5 protein-coding genes are annotated in these 3,915 nt (G+C 48.6%); all 5 read left to right on the plus strand.

The features are described from left to right. The first annotated feature begins 529 nt into the window (after nt 1-529). Nucleotides 530-976 (plus strand): hypothetical protein, encoded by a 447-nt coding sequence (locus GX466_00910; GenBank protein ID NLH92773.1) that lies wholly within the window; start codon nt 530-532, stop codon nt 974-976. Nucleotides 977-1,028: 52 nt separating this feature from the next. After that, nucleotides 1,029-1,541, plus strand: coding sequence for a CatB-related O-acetyltransferase (locus GX466_00915; protein ID NLH92774.1), 513 nt, complete (start codon nt 1,029-1,031; stop codon nt 1,539-1,541). Continuing rightward, nucleotides 1,538-2,215 carry a PIG-L family deacetylase gene (locus tag GX466_00920; protein ID NLH92775.1) on the plus strand — a complete coding sequence of 226 codons (678 nt, stop codon included), beginning with the start codon at nt 1,538-1,540 and terminating at the stop codon, nt 2,213-2,215. Before GX466_00915 ends, GX466_00920 begins: the two co-directional genes overlap by 4 nt. A gap of 2 nt (nt 2,216-2,217) precedes the next feature. Continuing rightward, nucleotides 2,218-3,180, plus strand: a complete 963-nt coding sequence (locus GX466_00925; protein NLH92776.1) for a GNAT family N-acetyltransferase — start codon at nt 2,218-2,220, stop codon at nt 3,178-3,180. 49 nt (nt 3,181-3,229) lie between these two features. Next, nucleotides 3,230-3,915, plus strand: a 686-nt coding sequence (locus tag GX466_00930; GenBank protein ID NLH92777.1) for an oligosaccharide flippase family protein, incomplete at its 3' end; no start/stop codon positions are given.

The raw sequence follows: 3,915 nt of genomic DNA on the forward strand, positions 1-3,915 counted from the left end.
AACACTTTCCAGCGCTGGGAGCTGGTCAAATACCTTTGTGAGCATGGGTTTGACATCTACTCCATGGGGGCCAGCATAGCCCGCGGAGACAGCATCTATACGTTTAAGAAAAGTTTTGCCCGAAATTGTGACAACCCATTCTATATCGGAACCAAGGTGCATCTGCCAACTGTGTACAAACAGGTGTGTGATCAGTGGAAGGAAAGGTATCCCGAGGCAGCCGCTGCGCACGCGAATAAACTTCAGGGTTACAGGATCCAGGCTTGACACTCCTCAATCCTTCCCCGATAACATCCGCTTACGATCTGGTTGCGATAGTCAGCGTTTTGCTGGGAGGCGCAACGGCATCGCAAGCGATGGTATCTGAGCACAGAGTGGGGAGTAAACACGATATATCTTGATTATCCCGAAAAACTTGTTAGTAAGAACATATAGACTGATGTTTTCGAGAAGGTACAGAGAGTATCATGCAGATAATGATTAACATACTGTATTCGTGTAAATTAGTGCAATTCGTGGATAAATAGACATGAAAGCAAAGCTCAAGGTGCTACTGCCCGGTTTCACCGGCAACATGGATGATGTGGTGATCTACTACAATTCCAAACTAAACAAGTACATCGCCAGACGGAAAGTGATGCCGAAGTTTACTCCGGACAATTCGATAGTGAAAGAGATCCATGCCTTCCGCCGCCGTATCAAGGTAACTGAGGCTTATCTGAATGACTGCCGGGAATACATCAAGCTGTTCAACCAGAAATTCCGCAGACAGGGTAGGGCGCTCAGCACCTGGCCAAACGTGTACATGAAGCTGATGCGGGCTTTAAAGGGCCAGTATCCCGAACTTGATTTCAAGACCCTGACCCGGGAAGAGGTTCTGGAACGGCAGTTGCCCTGCCGCACAATAGCGGCAGCGGTGGAAGCGGGCTATCTGGAGAAAGTACCGGGGTATGAAAATCTAATCAATACCATATAAGGTTCTTGTATCGAGTTTTGTAGCAAGATAATGATTAATAGCAGGGTAAAAAATGAGTCTGATCCAAATTCTGAAAGCCAGATTGTATAAGTCATTAGAAGCAGCCTCAGATAGTGAGAAAGACAAGATGTATCGTCAGCAATTTGATATTCACCCCCAAGCCAGACTGGGGTACCTTCCCCATATTGTTTTTAAAGGCAACATACAAATAGGGGCAAATTCATATTTCAACTCGGGCAAGATATCTACTGGCCCCAATTCAAGAGTAATCATAGGAGAATGGTGCGCCATCGGCCATAATGTGAATATCCACGCAATTTCACATCACCCGGATGATGCTACAGGTCCGGAGAACCTTAGGAAAGCTGTTGAAGCTAATGTCGTGATCGGTGATCATGTGTGGATAGGATCCAACGTGTTCATCCTGCCTGGGGTTCAGGTAGGAAGTGGCAGTGTGATTGGGGCCAATGCTGTTGTAACGCGTGATGTTCCTGCTTATACGGTGGTTGGTGGCATTCCAGCAAGAGTGATAAGACAAATAAAGAAAATGGAGGATCAACCGTGAACAAAAGAGTACTTTTCATTTCTGTGCATCCCGATGACGAGACATACGGCTGCGGTGGCACAATAATCAAGCAGCGGGCAATGGGCAACGAAATTTACTGGTTGAATTTGACTGGCGCGACAATCGAGCATCCGCATGGATTTAGCCAGGAAAAGTTGGATAACCGCAAAGCGCTGATTGCCAAGATTGCATCCGCCTATGGATTTACAGCATTCAGGGATTTGGGTTTGCCCACTCAAATGCTGGACACTCTGGATGTCAGAGATATATTTGGGGCAATCGATGCGGTAGTATCGGAGTGGAAACCCGAGATTATATATCTTCCCAACCGCAGCGACGTCCACACAGACCACAGAATCGGTTTTACTTCCGCTTACGCGACCACCAAGAGTTTCCGCATGCCATACATTAAACGGATTCTGATGTATGAAACCCTTTCGGAAACAGAATTTGCCCCAGCTTTGCCGGAAATGGTATTTATTCCAAATACTTTTGTGGATATCACTGAATTCATGGAGCGTAAACTGGAAATGGTCAGGATGTACGATACCGAACTGATGCCGGATCCTCTGCCCCGCAGCATTCATGCTGTAACCGGTTTGGCAGCTTACAGGGGCTCGCGGATCGGTGTGCTGTACGCGGAGGCCTTTACGCTTCTTTTTGACAGGAATTGAAAATGCCTAAGGTGAAATTCTGGTGGGATGATCCCCTGTCTCTTGAGAGCTTGGGTCTGTCTTGGAGTGCTGCGTTCGGCCGAGAATTCAATCCAGAGCTGTGGAGCTGGTGGCTAAATCAGAATCCTCTCCAAAGCAGGATCATTGCCGCCTACATCGAGGAGGATGGGAATGTGGCCTGCTTTTACACAGTATCGCCCAGGACACTGATCTCCCCATCCGGACAGAAACTAAATTCTGGTTTGATGAATGCTGGTTTCACCCATCCCGCGTATCAGGGCAGGGGTTATTATTTGGAGGTGAACCGGGCTTTGCATGTCAGAATGCGGGAAATGGGCTTCGACTGTATCTTTGGCTTTGCCAATCACAACTCGCATTATTCATATCGCAAGTATCTGGACTGGAATGATGTTGGATTGTTGACCAATTTCCGTTTGACGGGATCAAGCCTCAAGCATCAGGTTTCACAAGATGCAGGTTTAGTGATTACGGTGTCTGACCTTGATGCGTCAGGTTTAAACCAACTCAGTAGCTGCGTAGTTACCAAGGATAAATACCATCTTGAAAGGAGCAGGGAGTATTTGATGTGGCGCCTGGTGAATAATCCCGCCAAGCGTTACCGCTTACTTCGTGGCAGTTTGAACGGGGAACCAGTATGTTACGCCATTTACAAAAGCTACGCGGATACCGATGCGGACCTAATGGAGCTGTTTTTTCCAAGAGATTCGCGGATACCCAGGGAAACCGCGCTGCGGGGGCTGGCTGGCCATCTACTGGCCAGCGGGTTCAAGGCGGTGAACCTCTGGTCAAATCTCCACACAGAGGAGCATCTGATCCTCGAAAAGATAGGGTTTAGGGAGGAAACAGTGACCACCCATTTTGGCGTTATCGATTTTACCGGCCAGGACGGCATCAGTGATATTCGGAACTGGCATTACCGCTTTTTGGATTCTGATTTGTATTAAAACGATTAACGGACTCAACCGGTTACTGTATAATGAATAGATTACAGCTATGACCTTACGGGAATTTATAAAGTCATTCTCATTTTACGGCTTTTTGCCAGTCTTCACCAAGTTTGCCGGATTCCTGCTTGTCCCGGTTTATGTGAGGGTACTCTCCCAATCGGATTACGGCATCGCGGAGTTGATCCTTTCCACGGTGGGCTTTCTGACCTATGTCATCAACTTGGAGTTCTATGGAGCTGTGGGCAGGTTCTTTTTCGACCGGGAGTCCCTGCGGGGTCGCCAGAAACTGATCTCCACCGGGCTGTATCTGACCCTGGCCTCGGCATTGGTGGTCGCGGCACTGGGCTTGGTTTTTCAGGGTTCGGCGCACGCGCTGCTGTTCCCCCGGGGGAATTACCTGCCGGAACTGCGTCTGGGGTTGCTTTGGGCGGTGATCTCGGCAGTTTCCACCTATTTGAGCATCTTGCCCCGTTATGAAAAAAAAGCCGGCCGTTTCGTATTGTTCAATGTGATCACGGTATTGGTAAAGCTGCTCAGCACAGTTCTGTTCGTGGTGGTACTCAGGATGGGCATTAAGGGCATCCTCTGGGGCCATATTTGCGGGGCAAGTTGCTCCACAGTGCTTTACACGCTGTCTTCCCGGAAGTTTTTAATTCTTGATTTCTCCTGGCCGGAAGCCGCTGAGATCGCCAGATTCTCCCTGCCCCTGGTTCCGGGAATACTGTTGATCGC

It is taken from the genome of Candidatus Cloacimonadota bacterium (assembly GCA_012516855.1).
GTDB lineage: Bacteria > Cloacimonadota > Cloacimonadia > Cloacimonadales > Cloacimonadaceae > Syntrophosphaera.

What these genes read in the sequence shown, in the direction of transcription:
- GX466_00910 (NLH92773.1), top strand. Translation starts at nt 530, where the DNA reads ATGAAAGCAAAGCTCAAGGTGCTACTGCCCGGTTTCACCGGCAACATG.
- GX466_00915 (NLH92774.1), top strand. Translation starts at nt 1,029, where the DNA reads ATGAGTCTGATCCAAATTCTGAAAGCCAGATTGTATAAGTCATTAGAA.
- GX466_00925 (NLH92776.1), top strand. Translation starts at nt 2,218, where the DNA reads ATGCCTAAGGTGAAATTCTGGTGGGATGATCCCCTGTCTCTTGAGAGC.